Genomic DNA, 24,168 nt, shown 5'->3' on the forward strand with positions numbered 1-24,168 from the left:
TACCAAAATAACCCTATATCTAAAAAAACAAATTTCCCCTAAATTAGGGAGAGTAACTAGATACCGATATTTTCAAAAATCGCATCTGCGAAAAGTATTTTATCGCCGGATCGAGAGCGAAATTGCTCCAGGTTGCCCCGATAAACAAAACCCAAATTGCATAGGTATTTGTAGATATCATCAAACAGGGGTTGTTTTTCATAAAACTCATAAAAAGAAACCTCAATAATTACTAGCTTGGCACTTTTGAAAGTCTTCTCTCCTCCTTTAATAACAGAAAGTTCATAGCCTTGTACATCCAGCTTAATTAAAAGATCATCCCCAATAGTTTTATTGTTCTCTTTTACCCATTGGTCTAAACAAGTTTGTTGAACCATAACACTGGTATTAACTGATGATTCTGGCCATTCTTCTTTATGCAGTTTAGACATATTCAACATCGAAGAACTAGGGGAAAAGGAACTTGAGAACATTTGCTTTGTGCCAACTTCGTTTCCTAATGCTAAATTAAAAGTTTTAATGTTAGTATCTTCTGCTACTGCTGAATAAAGCACCTTATAAACATCAGGTAGGGGTTCAAATGAATAGATAGTTGCAGCCGGAAACACATTACGAATTGTCCTAGCAAACTGTCCCTCGTTGGCACCAATATCGATAATACTTTTTATATGAAAATTCCCCAGAAATTTATAATTTTCTAATTCTTTCATTTTCTTTTCTCGTTTTTGTGCTTCACGAATATTCTTTAGAAGCCTAATTTCCAAACCAAGAGAATTGAATATTTTATGCATCACAGCTTTAATCATAGGGCTAGAAGATTGAGTTTCAAAAGATGGGTTTTAAACATATAACTAGGAAGTGATCGACAAGTTTCATAGTCCAAGGCACACTGGTTAAATGCTTAAGATGTGAGTATTGCGGGATTGAAAAGATGGCTCTTTGAGGAAGTCGCCAAAAACCACCCCGTTGCCAACACTCATAATAAGCAGCCTTGACGCGATCATCCCAAACCTCCCGACTGCTTCCCAATTGATGAGGAATCTCATACACACCTTTAACTTTAAGGGGCAATTTTTTCTCAACATAATCAAAAAATTGCCTTGTAGCAAAAGACAAATGCAATGGCGTTTGTAAGTACCAATGATTGCCCTTAAACCAACGCCAAGTCCAAGCATCCATATCGCCAGTGCTAATCAGCAATACCCCCCCCGGTTTAAGTAAATATTCTGCTTGATCTATTCCCTCTAGTGGATTGATGAGATGCTCAAACACATCAAACATTGTTACCACATCAAAACAATGATGCCACTTTGAATCTATATCTTGTAATCGCTGTGCAATAACATTAACTCCCTTAGCGCCAGCTGATTTAGCCGGTTGAATTCCCCCCTCAACGCCAAACTTGTGCCAATGAGTGGGTAAATTATGCAGAAACTTGCCCTCATTACAACCTACGTCGAGGACAGAAATAGACTCTTGATTCTGGAAATACTCTAGCAATAAAGTCTTACTTCTTGACCACCCTGCATTCTTTGCCAACTCATAATCCATTGCTCCACCCGGCGCTGTGGCATAAACCTGTTTAAGTTCATCCGCTGTTAAGCAAGGTAGCCGTTGTCCTAACCCACAGTCCTGACAACGATATAACTGACCGGGGGAAAGATCCGATAGTCCGACCTGTTCGAGTAATCCCTTGGGAAAGTCGGCACAATCCCATAAATAAACAAGACGATCAGAACCACAGGCCCGACACAGTAATTTTTTAGATTTTGTTAACACTGAATTTACACTCTATATATTTCAAGTATTCTGTGAAGGTGACAACGGCACTCTCTTTTGGCTTGACTGTAACTGCCAATAATTCCTATAAATACCCGACAACCCCAGTAACTCACTGTGGGTTCCCCTTTCCACAATGCGTCCCTGCTGAAGCACCACAATCTGATAAAATTGTACCTGGGGTATGTTGACTAATAGTTTGTTGTTGCAATATTTGTTTTTTATCATCCGTGAGTGTTAGTTTTTCTCGGATGTGTTCTGGAACAAGAGAAAATACGTTAATCATCTGAAGTCAAAGGTGGAATTTATTCTATAATGAGAGAATATAGTTTATTCATCTGAGTTTAAAGGTGGAATTTGTTCAGGAGTTAAGGTAACAACTTGGCCATCTTGCCAAATGCTAATCGCCTCGCCTAATTTGCGGTGTCTTTCAATAGCTTTAGCAATAGCGAGTTTAACACCTGCATCAAGGCTAGATAATTTCTCAGGAATTGGTTTATTTACAGAAATTGGCTTATTCATTAGTAGTAATTTGACTCCATAGTTGAGGTTGATAAATGATAGTTTCTTGATTTAAAGGGCGTTCAGCTATTAGCTGTAAAATTGGGTTAGAGTTATCATAAACAATCCATCTATAGTGATCCGATTTGATTCATGAATTTTTCGTAGAGGCAGGGAACAGGGAACAGGGAACAGGGAACAGGGAACGGGAAAGAAGGCTGTCAGTATTTATGGTGAGCGAAGCCGAACCATGTACGGAGTTCTGTTCAAAAATCAAATATTAGTCCTACATCACATAAAGGTAAGTATAATTCAATTAAGTTCTTTCTACCACGTTCGTAGCGACGGCGAATAGTGTCTTCTGGGATGTTGTGACCGCCACTTTCTACCCGTCTGCGTACCCTGGCGATCGCTAATTCTGGACTTTGCAACCAAAAGTAAATTAAGTTAATCATATAACCTTTATCTTGACATTCTCTCAAAAATCGGGCAAAGTTACGGGCTGCTAATGTAGTTTCAAAGGCAAAATCAGTGTTAGCATTTACCAGTGTTTCTAATCTTGCTAACATTAATCTTCCGGCTTGAACTGCTACAGATTCGGGGTTAAAAGGAGAAAGTCCGGCTGCTATTTCATCAGCGTTGACGTATTCAAATACTTCTAGAAAATAGGGGAGAATTTGCATAGCGGCGGTAGTTTTACCAGAACCGTTTGCACCACCAATAATGTATAAGTTAGGCATTATTTTAATGGTAAGTTTATTCAGCAAGCCCTATATATTTCAAGTATTCTGTGAAGGTGACAACGGCCCTTTCTTTTGGCTTGACTGTAACTGCCAATAATTCCTATAAATACCCGACAACCCCAGTAACTCACTGTGGGTTCCCCTTTCCACAATGCGTCCCTGCTGAAGCACCACAATCTGATCCGCATTAACAATCGTCGATAATCGGTGAGCAATCACTAACACCATCCGGTTTTGCCCAAACTGATCCAAAGCCTCTTGGACAAGCTTTTCCGAAACCGTATCTAGAGCGCTAGTAGCCTCGTCTAAAATCAGCAAATCCGGATCGGATAAAATCGCCCGGGACAGGGCGATCCGTTGCCGCTGACCCCCACTGAGTCGGTACCCCCTCTCCCCGACTACCGTGTCATAGCCCAGGGGTAAATCCTGAATAAAGCCATCGGCTTGAGCCGCCTGGGCGGCCGCCATCACTTCCCAATCTGTAGCAGTCGGACAAGCGAAACGAATATTTTCAAGGATAGTGGCATTGAACAGAAAAGTATCCTGACTGACAACCCCCAATCGTTGCCGCCAGCTACTAGGATGATAGTCGCGCAAATCCCGACCATTGACCACAATCTTTCCTCTGGTCGGCTCATAAAGCCCCACCAATAAATCCGCCAAGCTAGACTTACCCGCCCCCGACTGTCCCACCAGGGCCGTTACTTTGCCCAAAGGTAGGACAAGATTAATATCTTGCAGTACCTCCCCCTGATCAGCCAAGTAACGCAGACAAACCCCATGGAAGCTAATATCTGTGGCTAGGTTAGTAAAGGGCACTGTTCCCAGTCGCCCAAACTCCTTATCCCTGGGGTCAAGAATCTCTTGAAAGCGGGCTAACTTACCATAGTTATCAGCAAACCCCGTGACCGCTCCAGTAACACCCTGAAGACGGATATTAAACCGTTGCAAGGCCAACACAAAGGTGACTAAGCTGGGTAACACCCCAGTGCTCCGCCGGGAAAACAGCAAAAAGGCAATCCCCGCAATAATAGCCAACAAAACGACCGGTAAGGTTTGGGTAATGGGATTGGTAATATTCAGCAAGCGGATCTGTTTTTGCAGCCCCGGCTTAACCTGCTCTACTAATGCCTTAACTTGAGCCACAGCGCTGGATTGACGTCCCGTGGTGTGCAAGAGCCTTAACCCCTGCAAATTTTCCGTTACCCGTTTGCTAATTTCCACCAGTCCTTGCTCATTAACACTAGAGTAACGGCGGATACGGGGGAGTAATTGCTTTTGGATACCATAAAAAACTAAGACAGTGGCCAGAGCGGCCAATAACAGCCAAGGGGAAATGACCACCAGAATGCCTAGATAGACCAAAAGCAGCAAAAAGTTAGTGATCAAAGTATTAGCTAACTTAATCTGGGTTTGAACCGTGGGGCCAGCGCTAGCGGCATAGGAAGTTAAATCTCCTACCTTATAACGACTGGCACAGGCAAAGCTAAAACTGAGAATCAGGCGATGAATATACTCTGTGAACTTAACCTGTAATCTCACCCCTAGGTCCCCCGCAGTCACCAGATTCCAATAGTTGCAAAGCCCCAGGAAGATTTGGGACGTAACTGCTAGCCCTAATAAAAGAATAAATAACACCTCCTGACTAAGGGCATTCAACCAACTCCCTAGTCCGGGGACTCCTGCTAAGATGGCGTACTGGTTCGAGTCTATTCCTTGGGGGGTGCTCAACAGGGTAACCGCCAAGAAGATAATGCCAAAGGTTCCTCCTTCAAACATAGCCCCTACAATACCAGTGGCAAAGTTGGCTAGGATTAAGCCCCTGTTCTCCATTGCAGACTGCCAAATCAGTCGATCCGCTTCAGTTTTTAGGTAACGGTTCAAAAACCTAGAGGCTGATCTGCGTCCAAGCTTCACTGTCTTTGCTAAAGTCATTAATTCGGTTAAGGTTGTTTACAATAGTCTAGGGTAGCTGGGGAATGAATTAAGAGTCTAATAGCTTAACTCGGTTAAAAACCTACTGGTGTGGCTGGGTGTACCCAGTACCCAAGGCGATCGACCAAGGGTTGCTGCAAGCAGATCGCCCAATCGCCCAATTAGTTTAATATTTGCCATCACCTAGACAATCTAGCCGGTTTCAACTGGCTTGAGCTTTGAGACTGGGGTTTTAACCCCAGGATCCTGGCTGGTGTGGCTGGGTGTACCCAGTACCAAAAATCGCGTTAGCGCTGTTTGCAAATCCTTATGCCGATGGTAAATACTTATTGCCAATCTTGGCTAGTATCACAAAGAAAACTATCTGCGATCGCTTCTTCAAACCTGTAGGGACATTTTTCCGGAAAAGTTCTCAAGGGTAAGTTGGTTTCTCGTAGAGCTAAATCCACCCCCGCTGCAAAACCATCCTCTACAGCCTCAGCCATGGAAGACTTTAAGCTAGGATTGCGACGAAAATGGCGGTTGATTGCACGGCGCTGTTCTCTGATATTCAGAAACCAACTGCGACAACGGTTTTCTGGCTGATATTCCCACTTGAGCAGATGACCTAACAAGACAGTAAGACGACTGACTAATTCTCGGTATTCCTGTCTTCCCAACCCTTCTAATTCAGCTTGTAAATTTTGCCAGTCTAATTCTGATACTTGCCTTTCTGCTAGTGCTTGTACTTGCCACTGAGTCCAGCCATAAAAATCCTCTTCGTATCGTGAAGCCCCTTCAGATTTCATAGTCTTGATATTAAGCTTCAAGGGTAAAACTTTTACTATATATTTTACAGGTAGCCTGGGAATAAATTAAGAGACTAAGAGGATGTTTGATAAGTTTTCAGCCGTAATTTTCATCACATCTTCACCCCATTTAATTGATTAAATCCTGTCCCCTTTCCCTTCTAAAGGGAAAGGTGAGGGTGGGGTAAAATAATATTCGATACACTAATCATGACTTGACAAACATCCTCTTAGACTTCAATAATACTCCATGTCGATCGCTGCTTTGCGCAGAAGGTCGCCAGAAACCACCACTGGATCAGGAAATACTATCATTTGTGGATACTAAAGTTGCTGCTGATGAAGTTATTTCAGTGTATCACCATTTGCGACTGGCACTGTCTAGATAACGTTTGCGATTGCGGTCACACCTTTTGGGCAATTCGGCCCCCTAATATCAAAATCAATAGGAAGGTTACGTTTGGAGAAACTGAGATCAATTAGACCGTCAAAGCCCACTCCTAAAAAATCAGCCTATGCCGAGAGTAACTATTAGTTTTTTAATATAGCATTTCCCATGCTCGTGAGGTACAATTTTTTTTAGTTTGAGGGAACACCGGAATAGGGAATAGGGAATTGGTGTGTACTTCATGAGCCTGAAAAAGGCTATAAACTTGAGATTAAAACTTCCGTTAGGAATTATTTCGTTTTTAAAATTTTTTTTTATTACACATATCCATTGTACCACAAGAGTAAGAGCTAATTTCAACAATTTTTACTCTTTTTAATATTCGCTGTTTGTAGTAAAACCTCAAGATACTGTTGGCAAATAATTTGCGGTGTAAAGTGGGATTGTAGATACTCACGACCAGCTTTACCCATCTGTTCTGCTAGTGTTTGGTTATTTTGCAATAAACGGATAAATTCCGCCAGTCCCTGACCATCCCCATGGTCAAATGCCGACCCACATTCAGCCTCCGTAATTATTTGTCTTAAGCTAGAGTAGGGTGAACAAACTACCGCCAATGGCCTCCCAGCTGATAATGCTGAATACAACTTACTAGGTAATACTAAACTTTCGCTGCTGGGGCTAACACTCACCAAAGACAGGTCGCCGGCTGTGAGAGAATAGCCCAAATCTTCCTTATCTTGATAAGGTAAAAATGTAAAATTACTTAGCCCTAGTTCAAAAGCTTTAGCAATCAACTCTTCCCGTTTAGCACCCCCACCAATACACACAAACTGCACTGACTCATGTTGTAATTCTCTGGCCGCTACTAACAAAGTATCGATGTCATGACATCGCCCCATATTCCCAGAGTATAGGACTGTGAACTTATTGACTAACTTGTACTTCCAAGCAAACCAGTTTTCTGATTTGGCAATAGGTACAATTAAATCTGGGTTAGCCCAGTTATGAATTACAGAAACTTTATGGGCGACTTGGGGACAGTACTCTACAACCCGTTGTTTCATCTCTGGACTGAGAACCACAATTCCCCCTGCTTTGAGCCAGACTCGCTGATTTAAACCTTGCCAAAGTTTTGTTACCCAGTGCTGCTTTGATACTACACCCAGTGCGATCGCCACATCTGGATACAAATCATAGACTATACAAACATAGGGCAACTTCCACAGCACATTAGCCAAATAACCCACAATGGGCAAGAATGGTGGCGCTGTCGTGATCAGCAATACATCACTTCCCCGCCAAGGTGCGAGCAGATACAAAAAAGCACGAATGGTGTATAAAAGTCCATTTACAGCCTTACCGCGAATTCTCCCAGGCCACATTTGCGCAGTCCGAGACCTATAAATCCTAGTTTGCTCACGCAGTTCCACACGGGGAGCCTTACTCACCCTGAACGCATATCCGGGTTGACTGGTAAACACATTAATGTCTACCCCTTGCTGTTCTAACTGCTGCACAAGTTCCTCAATTAATTGTCCTGTAGCAGCATAGTCTGGGGGAAAAAACTGTGTGACCACAGATAACTTAATTGGTTGATCACAGGAACGATCATCAACGTTGTTTGTCAAGGGTATTAATGATTTGCGCCTCTGTTGGAGATTCTTCATAAAGAATGTTGCAAAACTTGAGGGTGTAGGCGAGCGGACTTTTGAATGAAAAGTTACAATAGACAGAAAATAAATTCAAGGTTAATATATCACCTAAGATAGGCTTTTAATAATAAACGATACAAGTCGTCACAAGTCGTCATCAAAGAAATAACATTAAGTTGAGATGTATCTATCGAGACTTAGTATTTTTGATTCACATTTAAAATAATTAACTTCAGCTTTTTATTTAGTGATATTTCAGTATTAAATATGTCTATCATTCACAACCAAACTGACAAACCCGTAAATCCCGAACAGACGAGAAACTCCATCACACCATTTTTTCCCTATTCCCCCATTCTGGAAAATCAGCAGCAAGGGGAGGATTGGAATTATAAAGAATTGTTAAGTTTGTTACGGCGTCGAGTTGTAGTTGTTGTGGGAGTAGCCACAGCTGTGCTCACAGGTGTAGGTCTAAATATTTACTTAAATCCCAAAACCCCAGAATATGAAAGCAGTTTTCAGATGCTGGTTGAACCCGTTGATAATGGGAGTGAGGTGTTAAACTTAGGCGGTAACATCAACCCAACAAGTAACCCAATAAGTTCAAGTCGTTTCGATTACGAAACTCAAATTCTAGTGCTCTTGAGTCCTCAAGTTCTGCAAAACAGCATTAAACAGTTACAAGCTAATTATCCAAACATCAACTATGGATATCTGAGTCGAGGACTGAGGATTTCTCGTGTAGGTCAAACCAAAATTATCCAGGTCAATTATCGTAGCCAAGACCCAGTGGAAGTGAAGGATGTATTAGAGAAAATCGCCGCAGATTATTTAGGCTACAGTCAAGGACAACGGCGAATTACCCTCAGTCAAGGTTTAAAATACCTAGATGAAGAACTACCCAATATACAGAAACGCGTCAACCGGGTTCAGGAAGAATTGGAAGTGTTCCGACGTAAGTATAATTTTCTCGGTCCAGATGTCCTAGCTGGTGAAATTGGAGAGCAAACCACAGATTTAACTCAACAACTCGAACAACTGGAACTACAGCTAGCCCAAGCTCGTGCTGATTGGAATTTCTTACAAACTGAAGATGGTGTCAGGTCTGTGCTGGATAACTATCCTGTATATCGGACATTAAATCAAGAATTGCGCCAATTAGAGATTCAAATTGCCACACAATCAGCTGTTTTTCAAGATGAAAACCCCACCCTAATTACACTCAAGGAAAAACAGGACAAACTCAAACCATTAATCGAGCGAGAATCACAACTATATATCCAAACCAGGCGAGCAGAAGCAGATAAATTACTCAAATCCTTAGAACTTAATCAACAAGAACTGGAAAAAAATCGCCGAATTTTAGAACTAGAACGTCAGGAATTACCCACCCTCATCCGAGAATATACAGAAATACAACGCCGTTTAGATATTGCTAATGAAAGTCTGAATCGTTTTTTATCCGCCCGGGAAGATTTGCTCATTCAAACCTCTCAGACGGAACAAGGTTGGCAATTAATTCATTTACCTAACCTACCCACAAGTCCCATAGCCTCTTCAACTATTATCCGGGATATTATTCTGGGAATTGCCGCGAGTATCTCCCTAGGGATTGGTGCAGCTTTACTCTTGGAAAAGCTAGATCATACTTATCACAATGCTTTGAGCCTCAAAGAAAGAATCAAAGTTCCTGTATTAGGGAATATTCCCTTGAACCAAGAGATGCAGCTGGGTAAATCTTCAACCCTCAAACTCAAAGATGCTTTGATGCAATTCTCGGATGGGCTGATGGAAACAAATACTCAGAGAAGCACCGTAGCCAAACGACGCTATAGCAATTACGCTAACCATTTTATCGAAGCCATCAGGCTGCTCTACACAAATATACAATTATTAAGCTCTGATGGTCCCATCAGTTCTATTACCATCAGCTCCTCTATGCAAGGTGACGGTAAAAGTACAGTTGCCTTTTATCTGGCTCAAATAGCTGTATCTATGGGGAAAAAAGTATTACTGGTAGATGCAGATTTGCGCCGCCCTAGTATTCATACCTTGGCAAATTTAAGTAATCTCTGGGGGTTGAGTAGTTTAATTACCACGGATATGTCCATAGAAAATGTAGTCACACCACTACCTGCTATGAATGAATTATCTATCATTACTTCTGGACCTATTCCCCCGGATGCACCTAAGTTACTCTCATCAGGGAAAATGAAAAAACTGATGACACAGTTTCAATATACCTTTGATTTAGTGATTTATGATGCTCCTCCCATTGTGGGGCTAGCTGATACTAATTACATAGCTCCCCAAACCGACGGTGTGGTGATGATCGCCAGGATGGATAAAACAGATCGTTCTGTGTTTGAGCGGGCTTTAACTGATCTGAAAAATTCGCCGATTAATGTGTTAGGTGTAGTTGCCAATGGACAGCAGCGTCATTCAGACAATTACTACAACTATTATTACTACCAACCTGACGATAAATAAGCCTCCCCTCCCGGTGCTATCCATGGGAAACCTAGCTTTTCATACCCCATGGTAGCTTTACCAGATTATGGAGTTGGTTTATGACCCAGTTTGATATGAGATAAACACGATTCTAAATATATACAGTCTTCACACTTTAGTTCTTTCCCAGGATTTGCACAGCCACAGGGAGGATTGACGAAACATTCCGCAGTATTTTGCGGTGTGGAATATTTTTTCCATATATAATACACAGCAGCTTCTTTTAAACAGAAAATAATATCTTGCACCATAAAAATTACCAATTACAGCATAGGCGACCTTGTACATCTTCCCATTCGATTAACCAATGCCAAATACTGAAGCAACAGTTGATTTCAATGAATCCCTAGCATCCCTGAAACCTTGAGCCAAAGGATGCTTGGCTTGCAAAAATACCCGGGCACAATTACGTCCTGGCATTCCCGAAATTGACCCACCTGGATGAGTTCCCGCACCAGTTAAAAATAGATTTTCAATTGGTGTTTTATAGTTTGCTAATTCTGGTAAAGGACGGAAAAACACCATCTGATCTAAGGTCATATCAATATGATAATAATTTCCCTTATAAGCTCCTAATCTTTCTCCCAATTCCGCGGGACTCTCCACCCGACGGGCGATAGTTGCTGCTTTTACATTTGGCGCGTAGTTAGCCAACTTATCAATTACTCTGTCTGCAACTTGGTTTTTGAGTTCATCTGTCCAACCTGTACCTTTTAAACCCGTACCTTGCGCACCTGCTATCTGGTAGGGAGCAAAAAACTCAATCCATAAAGTATGTTTACCTGGTGGTGCTAATGTAGGATCAAGGGCGCTAGGCATGACCACATACATAGAGGGGTTGGTATCGGGAATTTCCCCCAAGGTACATTTACTGTGGGCTTGTTCAACATGAGCCATGGAATCTGCAATTAAGATCGACCCAATCAGATAATCATCTTTGTGGTCATGGTAGGGAAAATGCAGAGGTTCATCTAACGCCAAGTCGATTTTCAGGATGGTTTCGTTATTATTAATAATCCGGCGTTCTAATCTTGGTCGTAAATCCGGGTCAGCATCATCTACCTCATCAGTGTCAATAAGTTGTAAAAATAGACGTTTAGCATCAATGTTAGAGATAATGCCATATTTAGCCCGATATTCTTGACCTCCCCCAACTCGGACACCCACAGCCTTACCATTGTCAATTAATACTTTCTCTACCTGCTGCTCTGTTAAAATCTTACCACCTTTGCTAGTAACTAATTTAACTAATGCCTGGACTAAGGCCCCAGTTCCACCGCGGGGTCTAGTCATACCGGGATGATGACGCATAGCCATCATCATCACACCAATGGCTAGGTTTTTTTGTGAAGGGGGCGCACCGAGTTCGGAAGCGAGTCGAGACAGTGGGGCTTTTAAGAATTCTTCATCAAACCATTCTTCTAGAATATCCTCAGCACTATTCAACATGGTACGAACAAAATCCAAGCTTTTGGATGGTGAACCGATGACGGAAAATAAATCTTTGAATTTTTGGATGTTATAATTACCAAAAATATCTATAAATGATTTGGGTGGGGCGTTAAACATCGGACCCATGGCACTGATGACCCTTTGCCAGTAGTCTGTAAATTCTGCGTATTTTTTAGCGTCCCGTTCATTATAACGGGCGATTTCTGCACAGGTCTTTTCTACTGATTTGTGAGCTAAAAAATACTTACCATCAGGATGGGGACAAAAAACCACTGGGTCACAATCTAAGTATTGTAAACCATATTTTTCTAGTTCTAATTCTTCGACAACTGGGCCTAAATGAATAAATTCGTGATCAATTGCACACAAGTTAAATTTAAATCCCGGGGCTTCTTGGGGTAAGCATTCCTCCGTTGTGGCTGCACCACCTGGAACTGAACGCTTTTCTAGCAGCAGAACACTATAACCAGCTTTGAGCAAATACGCTGCACATACTAGTCCGTTATGTCCTGCGCCAATGATAATAACATCATACTCTTGCATATTTGTGCTTGGATAATATGGTGATAAATTATTATTATTATAATTTGGGTTAGAAAGAATTTTGTTGATAATTGTATTCTACACCTGTGGTTATATGTCATGTAGTTTTACCCTGGTGTGGTTATCTATACCCCTTAATTTAAACTCTGGATATTCAACAATATATCTACAGTAAGTTATATACAAATAGCTGGTATTAATAATTAATTATCTTTGGCGTCTTTGGCGATCGACCGATCGCCCTTGTTGTCATACCATAATAATGGTTGAAATACGAAGGATTTAAAGTTCTTATCCTCACCTTGTGAAAAAGCAATAAATCCTCACCACCTCAAAGATGTGAACTACCTACACTGACCTGGCGGTACAGTATAGGCTTCCCAATTCATCGGATACCGCCTCAGCCTTCGTAGATTTTTTACGTCCCGAAGACTTTGGTCTTACATCCCCTCCAAGGGCACAAGAGCTAGTTCCTAACTCTAAAAGTCGCAATCCTTCATTTCTAATATTTATCGCCGCATTAATATCTCTATCATGCTGTTTTTGGCAGTGGGGACAATCTACAAGCCTTACACCCAATGAATCATAACCTTACCTCCCTATCGGGTAGGTGTGAGCCTTCTTGCTGTTTAAGGTAAAATTTCTGTTAAGTTCATTAAGCATCTACAGCTTGCCCAGTTTTTATAAGGTACTCAGTATGACATCCACAGCATCTTCCGCCCTGCCAAATTTTTGTGAAGGAATCCAATATTTTGGTGAGGCCTTGCCAAATTTTGCAACTTATGGTAAAATAGCTGCAATAGAACCAGGAAAAAAGGCGATCGCCGATCCCACAGATCCCGCAGCGGTATATCAAACCTTACTAGCTGCCGATGCCCTGCGCTATTTAACCCTACAAATCACAGCCAGTAAAGCTTCCGGACATCCGGGCGGTTTTGCCAGTCAAGCAGAAGCCTACGCAGCCTTGGTAATGCTAGGTCATAAAAACATCATGACAGAAGTGGGACACCACGCCCCCGGATTCTATAGCGCCATGTTTTTAGACCGCTCCCTAGAAGACATGGGGATTAATACAGTACAGCAACTGCGCGATCGCTTCCGGGAAAAGCACGGACTTTTAGGGCATCTTTCCGGCTACATCCCCGGCATTCTCGCACCCGCCGGACCCCTAGGACAAGGACAACACTTTGCCATGTCAGCCGCACTGCTGCACCCAGATAAGTTATTCCCCTTCACCCTGGGTGACGGCGGACTAGGCGAACCATATATTATGAGTTCCATGGCACATTTTAACACAGCCTATCCCAGTGCCACCAACTTCTTACCCGTCCTGGTGTGGAATGGCTACAGCCAAGAACATCATAGTATGGTTTCCCTCAAAACCAACGCCGAAATGAAAGCCTATTGGCAAGGAAACGGTTTTGCAGAAGTAATTCTAGTCGATGCCAAAGACTTTGACGACCAACACCAACCAGGGGACTATGTTGATAGTACCGCCTTTTCCTTTGAGCAGCGCCTAGCCTTCACCAAAACCGTACTTTTAGGCATAGATAAAGCCGCCCACTCCGCCCTCAACGGCAAACTTACCGTATTTATCATTAAACAACTCAAAGGCGCAGGGGTTCACGCCCGCGGTTCCAAATCTCATAACCTCTACCCCAAAGACACCCTAAACGCACCCCACATTATCAGTGCATTGCAAACCCGCGCCCTCCCCCCAGAAGCTTGGGAAATAGTCAGAACCAACGCCGAACGCGCCGGTGGCGGACCCGCAGCCAAAACAGTAGTCACAGAATTTGAATTACCATTACCAGACCTAGGGAAATTACCCCTAGAAGAATATACAGTCGCAGGTGACCCCCAAGTTTCCACCACCGCCATGGGGCGCTTAGTGGGAATCGTCGGTAAACAAGATAGTAAATTCCTAGTCACCAACGCCGACGGTAACGAAGCATCAGGAATTGCTAACATTAACCAAGCCCTCAAAGTCATTCACCCCACCACCGATGATTTATATAACCAAGCACCCAACGGTCAAGTTTATGAACCATTGAGTGAAGATGCTTGTGCAGGTTTAGCTGCGGGTTTAGCCCTCATGGGTGCGAGAACCCTATGGTGTTCCTATGAATCCTTTGCCATCAACGGGTTACCAATTTGGCAAACAGTCACCCAAGCCATGGCAGAATTACGCCGTCAAACTCCCTCAACCATCACCTTATTTACCGCCGGTGCATTAGAGCAAGGGCGCAACGGTTGGACACACCAACGCCCAGAAATTGAAGCATACTTTGCTTCCCTCATGCGTAATGGTAATATTTTCCCCCTATTTCCCCCCGACGCTAACAGCATTCAAGTTTGTTATGACTGGGCTTTGAACACCAAAAATAAAGGAATCGTCATCACCGCCAGTAAATCACCCTTACCAATTCGTACCACCCTAGAACAAACTCGCCAAGGTTTAGCAGACGGCGCAATCTTATTACAAGAAGTTCCCGGTGATAAACAAGTTGTATTTGCAGTCATTGGCGATATGACCTTAATTCCCGTCTTTGAAGCCGCCGCTTTCTTAGAAACCGAAGGTATAGGCGTAAAAATTGTTTCTGTCATTAACCCCCGCCGTTTGTATCGTCCTCATGACACAGCTTGGGAAACTTGCTCAGAACCCGATGGCGGTTTCATGGATGATGCTCAATTTGCCCAATTATTCAGCGGTGACGCATTAATTGGTGTCACTGGTGGCGCAGCGGCCATGCTTGAACCAATCATGTTACGCAGCAACTGCAAACGTGATACTTTCGCCTGGAAACGTGGGGAAACCACCGCCAGCGCCGGGGAATTGATGGCCTTTAACGGGTTAACTGCTGAAGAATTGACTAAACGCGCCATTGAATTAATCCACTAAATTCAGTTTTTACCCTTGACTACATACCCAAGTCCCTTAGAGGATGTTTGTCAAGTCATGATTAGTGTATCAACTATTGTTTGACCCATCCCTAACCCTCCCCTTGTAAGGGGAGGGGACTGGATTTTATTGTTTTTTGTGTGTTCGGTGTGTTCCCCAATCCTTCGGTGTTCCCTGTTCGGTGTGTTCCCTTTCCTCACTGATAATTTCTCAACTCAAATAAGATTCCTATATTACCTAGAAAATTGAGCAATAGGCATTCTGGGCGGTGCTGTTCTCCACATTAAATCAATCTCCTCTGCTGTCAGTTCATAGGCTTGGTTAACTAAATCAGCAAGTCGATATTCTAATTTTACAGCTTCATATTTCCGACTTTGGATTGCTGGAACATAATCATTATATCCTTGACGCAGCGCTTTAAACTGGGAGACACCCAAAGGGTCAACTGTTTTAGATTTTGGCATTCTTTTTCTCACCTCTTCCACAAACTCAGCCAATTCTAAACCAGCGAAATCTCCTAATTTTTGTCCCAGCTTCTCAATTTTAAATTCTATTTGCAACCACTCCAGGAAATCTTGCTCAACTTCCCCGTTCAGTTGAGTAATTTCAATTAACTTGGTAACTATTATTTCTACTTCTGCACGTATTTCTGCGGTAGGTGACGCAATGGGTAGAGTTTCTATCAAATAGCCGGCAGGGTTTAAAGCCTCATCTTTCATCCGTGGTAAACGTCGCCAATTATACCACCACATCAGAGGAGAATTGAGAACTCCCAGAATATATAAGTCAGATGTGGGAATGATAAAACCCTTATCATTTGTAAAATAAGCTCGTGTATCATAGCTGTAAGCTGGATGAAATTGTATTACCTGATAAATTATTTTAGGTTGTTCCAAAAGAGGGTAGAATGATGGTGATGCTTGCAGCTGCCACCATAACTGTTTACCCGCTCTAGCTTCCAACTTATTTCTATAAATTTCTAAATGTTGTTTGATTACAGGATATTCTTCTATATCTATATCTTTGTGAGCGAAAATCATCCATAAATTTTCCCATTTAGGAACCCACCTTTTAATATCTTGGCCTCTTAAATAAGGCTGAATGATTTCTGCAGATTTCGGGTCAGCTTGAACCAACTTCTTCTTAGTCGCTTCATCTATTAAAAACGCCTCATTAAAACCTGTCTTGATTCCATAACAAGGTTTTACCCCAGCAAACTCCTTTAACGGAACTCCTACCCGCTGAATTTTCCCCATTAATTCCTCAACCGCAGGGGGTTCTAAACTCCAAGCATTGCTAGTAAACCGCGACCAAGGGATAGTATAACTGTTCTCTGGATTCTGCACATATTGAGTCAGGTTAATTTTAGCTATCTCCTGACGGGGAACAGAACAAACTAAAACTGATTGATTCTCATTTGATATCTGAACAATTTTAGGTTTCCTCACTACCACAATACAGGGAAAGGTATCAGCATCTTGAAAAATTGGCGCGTGTCCAAAATCTATAATTTCTTCAAATACACTCGACTCAGAAAAGAACCGTCGCAACGGTTCACCGTAACCAGAACGTAACCATTTATTAGTAACAATATAAGAAAGTATTCCTTCTGGCTTTAATAAATTTAAACCTTTTTCATAGAAATAAACATAAATATCCGCAACTCCATTATAACTTTGATAATTTGCTTGTAAATAAGGTTTAAATTCTGATAATAATTCCTGACGGATATAAGGAGGATTCCCAATTACGACATCAAAACCACCCTCAGCAAACACTTGGGGAAACTCACCTCCCCAATTAAAAGCTAAATCTGTCAGTTGTGAATCACCCACAATAGAATTACCAACTTTAATATTATCATCCAAATAAGTTAAACTTTTTCCCTGAGTTGCAGTTTTTAACCACAAAGATAACTTAGTAATTTCTACCGACTCCGGCGATAAATCAACGCCAAACAAGTTATTACTGAGAATAGTTCTATCTAATTCGATATTTTCTAACCCCTGATATTCCAGAAAGAGTAAATTATCATTAACTCGTCGATACTGACTTTCTAAATAATCAAAAGCTGCAATTAAAAACGCACCTGAACCACAAGCGGGGTCAATAACTCGCGTTTTTACTAATACCTCATCTCGGTAAGTTAACCAAAACTGAATTTCTTGTTCTCGCTGTTGTAGTGTATCTGCTGCTAGCTCAAACCGCTGTCTTAACTCATGCTCTCGCGTTTGCAAATAACCACCAATAGCCACTTCAACGATATATTGCGTAATATAAGCAGGGGTGTAAAATACCCCTAATTTCTTCCGTTGACCTTGTTTTTTATCAAATTCCTTTTGAGTGATATCAGCTTTTAACTCTTCTAAATCTGTAATTGACTGCTCAAAAATCCGTCCCAGAATATCTACAGAAACTTCGGAATCAAAATCAAAGCGCGTCAGTTGTTTCAGTTGAGTACATAAAGAATCTGGAATATTTAACTGTTCATCTAACAGGGAATCATGTTGAAACAAACCCCCATTATAACCCGGAATTGGTGGATCATCATGACCTTGGTCAACCCAGCGGAAAACATTTTTATAAATTTCCCAAATCGGAACAGGAGTATAAGGGTTTCTACTATCATGAGCATTGCTAATTGTCCTCTCTGGTAATAGTCCCCTATCCTCACAAAAAGCAATAAATAAAATTCTATCTAAAGTCTTTTGTGCTTTCTCAATTAAAACTTGCTCCCGGTTGGGAATATTTAAATCACAAATAAAGCGGAAATGTTTAACAATGTTTAATCTAACTTGCTGATATTCGTCATAGAGTTGTTTTGTAATTTCCTCTTGTGCTTGATTAGAAGCAGTTAACAACCTATCAATTACAGATACATTTTTAATGGGTAGAAAATTTTGCCGACAAAAAATAAAGTAAAATATTTTAAATTCCTGGAAATCTGCTAAATCTGTCAAAGAGAACCTTTGATAATAAGCAGGAGTTTTATTAATGTGATAGAGTCTTAACTCTCGATAATTAGAAATAATAATCCAATGACAATCAGGTGTATAATTAGCATAATGCCATCCTTGATCAACCGCTGATTTATCCCTTCCAGATACAGCACGGTCTAAATTATTTTTACTTCCTTTTAATTCAATGGGCGCAACAACTAAACCCTGTAATTTTACTTGACCTTTATGGTTTTCTACGGCTGTAAAAAATCCCAAAGCTGCATCAGCAGCACCCCCACCATCAGCGATATGTTTTTCTGGGTAAATTTCCCAAGCTTTACCACCACCATCAATGACTGAACGATAACCCAACACATTTTGAAAGATATCTTTGAGAAAATCACCATGTAAGGAAACTTCACTTATTTGGTCAAGTGTACCTGTTTGTAGAGCCTTAACCCATTTTTGAATAGTCTGGTGACGTTGCTCTAAATCGGAGGGAAACTTAAAATTACCTAAAGCATTTTTGAGAGCCTTTTTTTGAAATAAAGCTTTATCATCTTGCTGAATCATATATCCATATTCTCAGTAACTATATGCTGTTTTAAAAACCTTAAACTCATGTATATAGCATTTCCCATGCTCGTGAGGTACAATTTTTTTTAGTTTGAGGGAATAGGGAATTGGTGTGTACTTCATGAGCCTGAAAAAGGCTATAAATAAACAAGTATACATTATACATTAGCATCTACCATCTCAATAACCGATGATACATATACCTAATCCTGATAAAATACTTAGTGGCTAAGTATACTTTATATGTTGTTGAGATTTTATACCTGCGTCTTAATCCATCTTAATATTCACCCATAGGTAAAAAAATGGGGACACCACCGACTGAACAGCAGTATCCCCAAAAACCTATTGCCAAATATAGATAAGGATAAACAAAACAATCCAAATCACATCTACGAAGTGCCAGAATAACGAGGTCGCATTGACCCCAAAGTGACCGGAATCGTAGTTTCCCGGTAAGAAAGAACGGAAAAAAATAATCAACTGTAACAGAATACCAGTGAGAACGTGCAAACCGTGAAAACCAGTCAGCAGATAGAACATCCCACCGAATACCCCGGAAGTGAACCCAAACTCGAGGTTACTCCATTCAATACCTTGTCCCACTAAAAAGTAGGTACCCATGGCCATAGTGGCGGCCAGATAGATGCGAAATCCCCTTAAATCGTGTTTTTGTAGGGCTCGTTCTGCTAAGTAAATCACAAAGCTACTGGAAACAAGAATGACTGTATTGATGGCGGGTTCTATAATTTCTAACCCGGAAACTCCATCTGGTAACCAGTTAGGAGTTGTGGTTTTGTAGACGATATACCCGGCGAAGAAACTCAGGAAGATAACGCTTTCCGATAGGAGGAACACAATGAAGCCAAACATTTTATTGCCTTCTTCGTCGTGTTCGTGTTCAACGCCTGTGTGATGGTGAGGTAATTGCAACTCTTCTGAGTTGATGGAACTGTCCATTGATGGGAATTCTCCTTTTTTAAACCCAGAGGAACGCGGAGATTTAGTCTGCGTTTTTTAATGCGGGGTTGTTGGCTGTTAAGGGTTCTAATTTGCCGTAGCCGTAAGGTTCAGAAATAATGATGGGAATTTCCTCGAAGTTTTCCACTGGGGGGGGTGAAGAAACCATCCACTCTAGTCCGATCGCTCTCCAGGGATTATCAGGTGCTTTTTCCCCTTGCATCCAGGAAATGACCATGTTGAAAATGAATGGTAAGGTGGACATTCCCAGCATGAAAGCCCCCAGACTGGCGATAATATTCCAAAATTCGTACTCTGGAGCGTAGGAGGAAACCCGGCGTAACATTCCTTGCAAACCCAAGGGGTGCATGGGTAAAAAGTTCAGGTTAGTGCCAATAAATGTTAGCCAAAAGTGCAATTTACCCCAGCCTTCGTAGTACATTCTGCCGGTCATTTTGGGGAACCAGTGGTAAATGGCGGAATATAAACCCATGGTCACTGTGCCAAAGAGGACATAGTGAAAGTGACCGACCACAAAGTAAGTATTGTTGACGTGTACATCTACAGGTACTGAGGAAAGCATAATACCTGTGATCCCGGCGAATACAAACATGATTAAGCCACCCAGGGAAAACAGCATGGCTGTATCTAGCCGCAGTTTACCGCCCCAAATGGTTGCTACCCAAGCAAATACTTTAATACCTGTGGGTACGGATACAAACATGGTGGTGAGCATGAATATTAACCGCATCCAACCAGGTGTACCACTGACGTACATATGGTGTACCCAGACGATACCACTGACTACCGCAATTAACATTGAGGAGATGGCAACTACTTTGTAGCCAAACAATGGTTTGCGGGCGTAGACTGGGAATATTTCTGAGAAAATGCCAAAGATGGGCAAGATAATCACGTAAACAGCCGGGTGGGAGTAAAACCAGAAGTAATGCTGAAACATCACTGGATTACCGCCGTGGCTGGGGTTAAAAAAGGCAGTTCCTGCGGTCAGGTCTAGTAGTAACATCACTGCACCGGCTGTGAGTGCAGGTAATCCAAACAATTGGATAATCTGGGCGCTAAATACTGCCCAGACAAATAAAGGCATCCGAAAGAAGCCCATCCCCGGGGCGCGCATCTTGACGATGGTGGTAACAAAGTTAACAGCACCCATGATGGAGGAAACACCGGAGATGGCTACTGCTAGTAACCAAACTACTTGACCATTAATTAAGTTACCGGTGGGGTTTTGCAAGCTTACTGGTGGGTAAGACCACCAACCGGCTTGGGCTGGACCACCGGGGACTAAGAAACTGGTCATTAAGAGAGTCCCTACCACCGGTACCATCCAAAAGGCGACGGCGTTGAGTCGGGGAAATGCCATATCCCTCGCCCCAATCATTAGGGGTACTAGATAGTTGGCAAAGCCTACTAGGGAGGGAAATGTCCACAAGAACAGCATGACAGTGCCGTGCATGGTGAACATCCCGTTATAAACGGTGCGGTCTACTAGGTCAGATTCGGGTGTAATTAGTTCTCCGCGAATTACCATGGCGAAGATCCCGCCGACGAGAAAGAAGATAAATGAGGTGACCAGGTACTGTATACCAATTACCTTATGGTCGGTGCTAAAGCTGAAGTATTTTTTCCAGCTACCTGGTTGCTCACCAGGGTGACTGATGTCTGTAACAGAGATATGTGTCATTGGTCATTACCCAGGATAATTGACTAGAGGAGATGTTGCTGGTGCTACTCTAGCCCAACCGTTTTTGACTGGCTGACTGGCTGCTTGGGCATACTCAGAGGCTGCCTGATTTGGGGCTGGTGTGGGCTTTTGGGTGGCAGCGTAGGATAGCCATTGATGGTAATCTTCGGGAGATTCCACAACTACATTGGCCTGCATGGTGGCAAAGTATGTACCACTATATTGAGAATCGGTTAACCGATACTGTCCCTCACGGATGGGTGTAAATTCAAAGTCAATGGTGTGGTTGGGTACAATGTCCTGCTTGAGGCGGAATGCAGGAATATAGAAGCCATGTAGCACGTCTTCTGATTTTAGTGCTAAACGTACCCGGCGATCGCTTGGTAAGTGCAATTCGGTACTGGTAACATTTGTTTCAGGATAGTGGAACACCCACGCCCATTGTTTAGCCACTACATCAATGTTTTCTACCGGTTCCCCTTGCTCCTGGGGTGCTGCATCAGCGGATTCCATACTTACAGGATGATGCAAATGGACTAGTTCCATGGGTCCTTGAATCCCCATTTGCTCGTAGACTTGGTAGCTATAGGCAGCAATCCATAACACTAACATAATGGGGATTGCTGTCCACACCACCTCTAAGGTAACGTTACCCTCAATGTGGGGGCCATCGCTCAAGTCCCATCTTTGTGCCCGGTGGAAAATGATCGAGTACATCAGAGTCCCGGTTACACCTAAAAAGATGAATGCACCCAGGGTGACTAAGAAGCTAATTAAATCATCAATTAGCTGAGATTCTGCTGCTGCTTGGGGGGGAAGCCAGCTATAAGCCTGCTGTCCTATCCAGAGACTGATGATAGTCACAATGGTTGCAGCCACCAACACGGTGAAAATATTTAAAATCTTCCGCAAGTCCATAATTGTTAGTTACTTGAGCATTGTGTTTAGGTCTGCGCCCATTCTCAGCAAGTTATCTGCTGTATTATGTATGCCAAATTCTGCCGCCATTTGCGCTCCTAGTGTGCCGTGGACGTACATAATCAACATCACTACTATTCCAGTGGCTAAATAACTCCACTGCACTTCTTGTGCTGGGTCTTGACTCCAAATAAAACGCTGCCATCCTCTCCAAACAGTCATCCCTAGAATCAGCCCCAGCAAGAATACCCCACCCACACCATGCCAAAGCATGGTTTCCATGGCCTGCATTCCCCAAGCACTTTTGACATCACTAGATGGTGTTGCGAGCAGCATTTCATAAAAGCCCGCAGCTACAGTGAAAATAGTAATGATAGTGGAGCCGACCATGTTGTACCACCCCACATCAAAAAAGTTGGCAGGTTCGACAGGAATGGCTAAAAACTTGAAGACCCATTTTTGCCAGGGGAACAGCATACCTACAAGATCAAAGGTAATGCCAATGATGAACAGACCCAAGGTAAGATGGACTAAGTTAGGATGAATGGGAATCGAGTAGGGTAATCCATTGGCCCCGAATTGGCCGCTTATTTGATCAATTAATTCCGAGTTCATGGCAAGATACCTTCCTTGACTGCTTCAACAACTGGTACTGTGTGCAGTCCATATACCCACACCAGTTGATCTCCCAGATATACTTGCACGCCGACAATCACAGTTAACAACAACCCAGCCAGCATATAATGAATGGGCAATTTGTACGGGTTGCGGCTGCGAATTACATACCGCCAAGCTGTAACGGATGCGATAATTCCCGATAGGGACCAACCAACCAATGTATGTACATTTAATACTGATTTAGCTTGGGTGTAGGGTTGTGCTAAACCGGCTTCAAATTGACCGAAAATAATGGCCACGAAGATAGCGATGGTCGCCACAAACATATTCCACCAACTCACTTCAAACAGATGAGTTCTACCAGTAAAGTAACCGAGTATATCGCAGAAGAATGCAAACAAAACCATCGCAATTACGAAGTGGACAATGATGGGGTGCATCGTATCTGGATAGGGCAAATTGTGATCGTTTAAAGATGTCAGATACTCAAGCATTGTGTTCTCCTGGACATATCTATTGCACCTCACTTGTCAATGTTGCAAATCCTCACACCACTATCATGATTAACACGTGACCGGAGTTTGTATAGCTACTTGCAGCGAAATCCGGTCAATGTCAAAATATCTTACTCCTAGGTCTCTACTGAAGCTCAAAGTGATGCCGTTACTATTTATCATCAAGCATTGAGTTCAGTTCATTTGTTCATGCCGATAATCTACAAGAGCAATTTTTAATTTATCTAACAAAATTGCTGTTTTCTGTCGGAACTGTGTAACCTATCTTTTAGCTTAAAGATTTTTTTACTAATTGTCAAAAAAAATTAGAGAAAGTTGGAAAATTGTTTATCTGAAGCAACGTAATATTTCTCTAATGTAAATTATCTTGCTATTTTTCATATATTGCATATATGAAAACTTTTAGATGTATAATCTGATAGGAATACGGGGAAAAAGCCATACATTAATCAATTATTAATTTGTGATTTCCATGACTTAACACATCTGTGAGGATGTTTGTCAAGTCATGATTAGTGTATCAACTATTGTTTGACCCCACCCTAACCCTCCCCTTGTAAGGGGATGTTTGTCAAGTCATGATTAGTGTATCAACTATTGTTTGACCCCACCCCCTTCCTTACAAGGTTAGGTTTTTAATATGATCTGTGAAGGCAAGACCACCGAAGACAAGGAAGGAAAGTGGACAAGGAAGATTTTATCCGGACAATGGTCTTTTAAGGGGCTATTTTTCTTACTAA

Annotated in this window: 17 protein-coding genes and 1 pseudogene; 2 read left to right on the forward strand and 16 right to left on the reverse strand. The window is 42.1% G+C overall.

Annotated elements, in window-relative coordinates; translation table 11 throughout:
- Positions 1 to 56 precede the first annotated feature (56 nt).
- From PN457_RS16015 to PN457_RS16050, 8 genes are all read right to left on the reverse strand, one after another.
- Positions 57 to 806 carry an FkbM family methyltransferase gene (locus tag PN457_RS16015; RefSeq protein ID WP_271734407.1) on the reverse strand — a complete coding sequence of 250 codons (750 nt, stop codon included), beginning with the start codon at positions 804 to 806 and terminating at the stop codon, positions 57 to 59.
- A gap of 19 nt (positions 807 to 825) precedes the next feature.
- Positions 826 to 1,779, reverse strand: a complete 954-nt coding sequence (locus PN457_RS16020) for a class I SAM-dependent methyltransferase (protein WP_271734408.1) — start codon at positions 1,777 to 1,779, stop codon at positions 826 to 828.
- 330 nt (positions 1,780 to 2,109) lie between these two features.
- Positions 2,110 to 2,301 carry a hypothetical protein gene (locus PN457_RS16025; RefSeq protein WP_271734409.1) on the reverse strand — a complete coding sequence of 64 codons (192 nt, stop codon included), beginning with the start codon at positions 2,299 to 2,301 and terminating at the stop codon, positions 2,110 to 2,112.
- Positions 2,302 to 2,546: 245 nt separating this feature from the next.
- On the reverse strand, positions 2,547 to 3,020 hold the full coding sequence (locus PN457_RS16030) for a zeta toxin family protein (protein WP_271734410.1): 474 nt from the start codon (positions 3,018 to 3,020) through the stop codon (positions 2,547 to 2,549).
- Positions 3,021 to 3,059: 39 nt separating this feature from the next.
- Positions 3,060 to 4,907, reverse strand: a complete 1,848-nt coding sequence (locus PN457_RS16035; protein WP_271734411.1) for an ABC transporter ATP-binding protein — start codon at positions 4,905 to 4,907, stop codon at positions 3,060 to 3,062.
- Positions 4,908 to 5,015: 108 nt separating this feature from the next.
- Positions 5,016 to 5,138, reverse strand: coding sequence for a hypothetical protein (locus PN457_RS16040; RefSeq protein ID WP_271734412.1), 123 nt, complete (start codon positions 5,136 to 5,138; stop codon positions 5,016 to 5,018).
- Positions 5,139 to 5,284: 146 nt separating this feature from the next.
- Entirely contained in the window at positions 5,285 to 5,746 is a 462-nt protein-coding gene (locus PN457_RS16045; protein WP_271734413.1) for a DUF29 domain-containing protein, read from the reverse strand.
- Positions 5,747 to 6,490: 744 nt separating this feature from the next.
- Entirely contained in the window at positions 6,491 to 7,765 is a 1,275-nt protein-coding gene (locus tag PN457_RS16050) for a glycosyltransferase family 4 protein (protein WP_271734414.1), read from the reverse strand.
- Between the two features lie 291 nt (positions 7,766 to 8,056).
- Between PN457_RS16050 and PN457_RS16055 the strand changes: the two genes are divergently transcribed.
- A complete protein-coding gene (locus PN457_RS16055; RefSeq protein WP_271734415.1) occupies positions 8,057 to 10,279 on the forward strand; it encodes a GumC family protein in 2,223 nt (740 codons plus the stop codon).
- Between the two features lie 321 nt (positions 10,280 to 10,600).
- Here PN457_RS16055 and crtO read toward each other — a convergent pair whose 3' ends face one another.
- Together crtO and PN457_RS16070 are read right to left on the reverse strand one after the other, a co-directional pair.
- The gene (gene crtO / locus PN457_RS16065; protein ID WP_271734417.1) at positions 10,601 to 12,295 is read right to left on the reverse strand and encodes a beta-carotene ketolase CrtO; all 1,695 of its coding nucleotides are present in this window, start codon (positions 12,293 to 12,295) and stop codon (positions 10,601 to 10,603) included.
- A 348-nt stretch (positions 12,296 to 12,643) separates the two neighbouring features.
- Positions 12,644 to 12,886, reverse strand: a pseudogene (locus PN457_RS16070) (zinc ribbon domain-containing protein); the annotation flags it as partial.
- A 106-nt stretch (positions 12,887 to 12,992) separates the two neighbouring features.
- On the opposite strand from PN457_RS16070, the gene PN457_RS16075 reads away from it, so the two are divergent.
- Positions 12,993 to 15,197: a phosphoketolase family protein gene (locus tag PN457_RS16075; RefSeq protein WP_271734419.1), complete on the forward strand. Its 2,205-nt coding sequence runs from the start codon at positions 12,993 to 12,995 to the stop codon at positions 15,195 to 15,197.
- Positions 15,198 to 15,430: 233 nt separating this feature from the next.
- Here PN457_RS16075 and PN457_RS16080 read toward each other — a convergent pair whose 3' ends face one another.
- From PN457_RS16080 to PN457_RS16105, 6 genes are all read right to left on the reverse strand, one after another.
- Positions 15,431 to 18,709 (reverse strand): Eco57I restriction-modification methylase domain-containing protein, encoded by a 3,279-nt coding sequence (locus tag PN457_RS16080; protein WP_271734420.1) that lies wholly within the window; start codon positions 18,707 to 18,709, stop codon positions 15,431 to 15,433.
- 348 nt (positions 18,710 to 19,057) lie between these two features.
- The gene (locus tag PN457_RS16085) at positions 19,058 to 19,672 is read right to left on the reverse strand and encodes a cytochrome c oxidase subunit 3 (protein WP_271734421.1); all 615 of its coding nucleotides are present in this window, start codon (positions 19,670 to 19,672) and stop codon (positions 19,058 to 19,060) included.
- 43 nt (positions 19,673 to 19,715) lie between these two features.
- Positions 19,716 to 21,377, reverse strand: coding sequence for a cytochrome c oxidase subunit I (gene ctaD, locus PN457_RS16090; RefSeq protein ID WP_271734422.1), 1,662 nt, complete (start codon positions 21,375 to 21,377; stop codon positions 19,716 to 19,718).
- A gap of 6 nt (positions 21,378 to 21,383) precedes the next feature.
- Positions 21,384 to 22,295 carry a cytochrome c oxidase subunit II gene (locus PN457_RS16095; RefSeq protein ID WP_271734424.1) on the reverse strand — a complete coding sequence of 304 codons (912 nt, stop codon included), beginning with the start codon at positions 22,293 to 22,295 and terminating at the stop codon, positions 21,384 to 21,386.
- Between the two features lie 9 nt (positions 22,296 to 22,304).
- The gene (locus PN457_RS16100; protein ID WP_271734425.1) at positions 22,305 to 22,910 is read right to left on the reverse strand and encodes a DUF2231 domain-containing protein; all 606 of its coding nucleotides are present in this window, start codon (positions 22,908 to 22,910) and stop codon (positions 22,305 to 22,307) included.
- A complete protein-coding gene (locus PN457_RS16105) occupies positions 22,907 to 23,407 on the reverse strand; it encodes a DUF2231 domain-containing protein (RefSeq protein ID WP_271734426.1) in 501 nt (166 codons plus the stop codon). Before PN457_RS16105 ends, PN457_RS16100 begins: the two co-directional genes overlap by 4 nt.
- Positions 23,408 to 24,168: the final 761 nt, after the last annotated feature.

The sequence above is a fragment of the Anabaenopsis arnoldii genome, from assembly GCF_028331025.1.
GTDB classification, from domain to species: domain Bacteria; phylum Cyanobacteriota; class Cyanobacteriia; order Cyanobacteriales; family Nostocaceae; genus Anabaenopsis; species Anabaenopsis arnoldii.

Bases quoted from the DNA above. Each gene is read 5' to 3' on its own strand.
- PN457_RS16015 (WP_271734407.1), bottom strand. From the start codon at position 806: ATGATTAAAGCTGTGATGCATAAAATATTCAATTCTCTTGGTTTGGAA.
- PN457_RS16025 (WP_271734409.1), bottom strand. From the start codon at position 2,301: ATGAATAAGCCAATTTCTGTAAATAAACCAATTCCTGAGAAATTATCT.
- PN457_RS16030 (WP_271734410.1), bottom strand. From the start codon at position 3,020: ATGCCTAACTTATACATTATTGGTGGTGCAAACGGTTCTGGTAAAACT.
- PN457_RS16040 (WP_271734412.1), bottom strand. From the start codon at position 5,138: ATGGCAAATATTAAACTAATTGGGCGATTGGGCGATCTGCTTGCAGCA.
- PN457_RS16045 (WP_271734413.1), bottom strand. From the start codon at position 5,746: ATGAAATCTGAAGGGGCTTCACGATACGAAGAGGATTTTTATGGCTGG.
- PN457_RS16055 (WP_271734415.1), top strand. From the start codon at position 8,057: ATGTCTATCATTCACAACCAAACTGACAAACCCGTAAATCCCGAACAG.
- crtO (WP_271734417.1), bottom strand. From the start codon at position 12,295: ATGCAAGAGTATGATGTTATTATCATTGGCGCAGGACATAACGGACTA.
- PN457_RS16075 (WP_271734419.1), top strand. From the start codon at position 12,993: ATGACATCCACAGCATCTTCCGCCCTGCCAAATTTTTGTGAAGGAATC.
- PN457_RS16080 (WP_271734420.1), bottom strand. From the start codon at position 18,709: ATGATTCAGCAAGATGATAAAGCTTTATTTCAAAAAAAGGCTCTCAAA.
- PN457_RS16085 (WP_271734421.1), bottom strand. From the start codon at position 19,672: ATGGACAGTTCCATCAACTCAGAAGAGTTGCAATTACCTCACCATCAC.
- ctaD (WP_271734422.1), bottom strand. From the start codon at position 21,377: ATGACACATATCTCTGTTACAGACATCAGTCACCCTGGTGAGCAACCA.
- PN457_RS16095 (WP_271734424.1), bottom strand. From the start codon at position 22,295: ATGGACTTGCGGAAGATTTTAAATATTTTCACCGTGTTGGTGGCTGCA.
- PN457_RS16100 (WP_271734425.1), bottom strand. From the start codon at position 22,910: ATGAACTCGGAATTAATTGATCAAATAAGCGGCCAATTCGGGGCCAAT.
- PN457_RS16105 (WP_271734426.1), bottom strand. From the start codon at position 23,407: ATGCTTGAGTATCTGACATCTTTAAACGATCACAATTTGCCCTATCCA.